Annotated in this window: 3 protein-coding genes; all 3 read right to left on the bottom strand. The window is 60.1% G+C overall.

Going from position 1 to position 3,028, the window contains the following annotated elements; genetic code table 11:
- Window positions 1-52: 52 nt before the first annotated feature.
- The 3 genes from EBBID32_RS11830 to istA are packed head-to-tail and all read right to left on the bottom strand — an operon-like array spanning window position 53 to window position 2,954.
- On the bottom strand, window positions 53-664 hold the full coding sequence (locus EBBID32_RS11830; RefSeq protein WP_006957344.1) for a plasmid pRiA4b ORF-3 family protein: 612 nt from the start codon (window positions 662-664) through the stop codon (window positions 53-55).
- Between the two features lie 48 nt (window positions 665-712).
- Window positions 713-1,495 (bottom strand): IS21-like element helper ATPase IstB, encoded by a 783-nt coding sequence (gene istB, locus EBBID32_RS11825; protein WP_006957342.1) that lies wholly within the window; start codon window positions 1,493-1,495, stop codon window positions 713-715.
- Window positions 1,479-2,954 carry an IS21 family transposase gene (istA, locus tag EBBID32_RS11820; protein ID WP_006957341.1) on the bottom strand — a complete coding sequence of 492 codons (1,476 nt, stop codon included), beginning with the start codon at window positions 2,952-2,954 and terminating at the stop codon, window positions 1,479-1,481. The genes istB and istA overlap by 17 nt, the downstream gene beginning before the upstream one ends.
- Window positions 2,955-3,028: the final 74 nt, after the last annotated feature.

The following is a 3,028-nucleotide window of genomic DNA, read 5'->3' as shown; positions in this document are numbered from 1 at the left end:
GTGCAACGACAAATTCGATAGCCGGTTGACGACAAATGAGATGGCCGGGAATTCAGGGTTCGAAGCGGAAGCGATAGCTGCCTTTTGAGCGTTTGATCGCCTTGGCGATGGCCTTGTTGTTGGCATCAAGGTCGAAGCGTTCGGGGTGGAAGGAGCGTCCGGCCCATCGGCGCATATCTTTATGCTCTTCATGGCGAGTATCGTGCCATGCTTGGAGGAAATCGAAATATCCTGGGGGGCCTCCGACGTCTTCTGGCGGGGCGCGACGAGATCCGGCGACACAGCGTGGATATTTGACGCCTGGCTCCTTGGGCTTGCGAGTGAGTTCGATGACATGCACCCAGCTGTCGCCGAAATCATATTCGTAGAAGATGATGAGCGGCGCGGGGCCATAAGCGGCGAAATCGCACAGACGCACGTCGCTGGCTTCAAAGGTCCGCCGATCGGACCAGTCTCCTTCATCGAACTCGGGCGCACCGTAGGTCAGGCCACCGATATCGAACTGGTGAAGGTGGCTGTCGGTCCATTCGAACGAGGCCTGTATCACCTCATGGAGCTGGGCCAGGTTGAGGTCGCCGGGGAGCTCGAGCCGCCGGCTAATTACGGGCTGGATATCGAGGATATGGATATCGGCCTGGATGATGATGTCGTCGGGGTCGAACATAGCAATAGCATGACGCGATGCTGGCGCGACGACAACTGTCGACGACAATTACGGTGTGCGCTCCGCATTTTGGGCGGCGGTACGGCGCCGATAGCTCTCAGCATTGAACTCGAGGATGGTGGCGTGATGAACAAGGCGGTCAACGGCCGCGATCGTCATTGCGGCGTTTGGAAAAATCTGGTTCCATTCTGAGAAAGGCTGGTTGCAGGTGACGATGAGTGATCGGCGCTCATAGCGCTCTGCAATGAGCTCGAACAGGACACTGGTCTCGGCTTGGTCCTTGCTGGCATAGCCTAGATCATCGAGGATCAGGCAATCGAACCGATCGAACTTGGCGATCATTGCCGGCAGCGACAGGTCGCGCCGCGCAGCCTGGAGCTTTTGGACCATGTCAGTGGTGCGAATGAACAGAACCCGGCGGCCACCTTCGACGAGCGCATGACCAATCGCAGCTGCCGCGTGGCTCTTGCCGGTGCCCGAAGGACCAAAACACAGGATATTGGCGCCTTGGTCGAGCCAGGCGTCGCCATCGGCAAGTGCCATGACATGGGCTTTGCGGATAGTAGGAACAGCAGCGAAATCAAAAGTCGAGAAGGTCTTGCCCCGTGGCAAGCCCGCCTCTGCCAGGTGTCGGGCGATCCGCCGGGCATCGCGATCGGCGATCTCATGTTCGCATAAAGCTGCCAGATAGCGGGCTGCGCCCCAGTCTTCGCGATCGGCGCGTGCTGCAAAGCCCTGCCAGTGCTGACCAAAGCTGGGCAGACGCAGGCTCGACAACATCACCGGGAGGCGGGCGGCGTCGATCGTGATGTCACTAGAAGGCTTGGACATCGGGGGTCTCCTGATGCTGGAAGAGAGAATCGTAGATGGTCAGGTCAGTCTGCTTGATGCTGACATCAGGCGATGCGCTTGGCGGCGGTGCCACAGCGGCGCGCGCGACCTCGACATCGGGCAAATCGCCTGCCGCCAGGACGGCCTCGAGATGATCGGCCAGCAGTGCTTCGCAGGCATGCGTTGCTGCTAGGTGCAACAGGCCGACATAGACGCGACAGGCGCGCCGGGGGTCCAGCGTGGCATCAAGGATATCCCAGGCACGGCGAAAGACCTCGCGCGGGAACATGCCATCGCGCAACACGGAGCGGCGAAATGCCTGCGGCTTTTTGACGAGTGATCCAATGATGTGTCGATAATCGACCACATGGGTTGGACCGTGCGCCTTACGCCGCCGCCGCGGCAAGGTCAGCACCTGGCTGTTCCCCAGGTAGCAAACGAGCCGCCCGTCATAGATGTGAACCCGCAGCCGGGAACCGATCAGACGCGAGGGCACTGTGTACAGGACGTCGCGCACTGCAATCGTCGATGTCCGCGTCACGGTCACGGTTGCCAGACTGAAGTCTGTTGTTTTGAAGGCTGGCAATGGCTTCATCTGCGCCAACTCGAGCGCGACCTCTCCACGGCGGCGTGCATTGCGCCGTGCCACATGCTCGCTGATGAAGGCCTGATAGGCAGCAACATCGACAAAATCACGCGATCCGCGCAGAGCCAGCCCTTCGCGCAGCGACCGCTTGAGATGCCCATGTGCGGCCTCCACTGAGCCATTCTCATGGCTAATGCCGGCATTGTTGCGGGTAGGCTCGATGCCATAATGGTCACAAAAGGCCTGATAGCCAGCGGCAGCATCATCATGCGGGGAGAGGTTGCGATAGGCAGCTGACAGACGATCCGTGCGGTTCGTCGCAGGCGCTCCGCCCAGTTGCCAGAGCGCCTCCTGCATCCCCTCGGTCAGCGCTGTAAAGCTCTCGCCGCCTTCAATCACCTTGACGTACTGCCAGCCTGAAAAGGCGAGCCAGAAATGGAAAAGCAGATGATCAAATGGCAAGCCAGCTATCGTCACATCAAAATCTGCCGGCTCGGTAAAGTCGCACAGCGACTGATGGCCAGGCGGATGCTCCTGTCGGAAGATAACCTCGCGCTCAGGACCTTCTGTCGCACGCCAGGTCGCTATCCGGCGCTGCAGAGTACGCAGATGACGTTCATGGAGCCGTCCAGGATACTCTCGATCCAACTCTTCCATCACGCTCGTTGCGCGGAGCATTGGCACCTGCCGCAGCATCGGCACGACAATCTCTTCCCACACGCCCGCCAATGGATCTTCTCGCGTCCGTCCCCGTGCCTTGCGGCACTGGCTTGGCAATGACGCTGCCGCGCCAATCCGCCGCGCGCTGCGCTCACTTATCCCCGCTCGGCTCGCCGCCAGAACTTGTATGTCACCCTGTTGTCTACGTTCCATATACCGCCTGAACTGACGGTCCGTGATCCACTCTCCTGGCATCAGCTTTGCCCCCTGCGATCGCAGGGGGCAAA

Origin of the sequence: Sphingobium indicum BiD32 (assembly GCF_000382885.1) — a bacterium.
Lineage (GTDB): Bacteria > Pseudomonadota > Alphaproteobacteria > Sphingomonadales > Sphingomonadaceae > Sphingobium > Sphingobium japonicum_C.
Note: the sequence above shows the minus strand (reverse complement) of the source record. Positions and strands in the feature narration are given on the sequence as shown.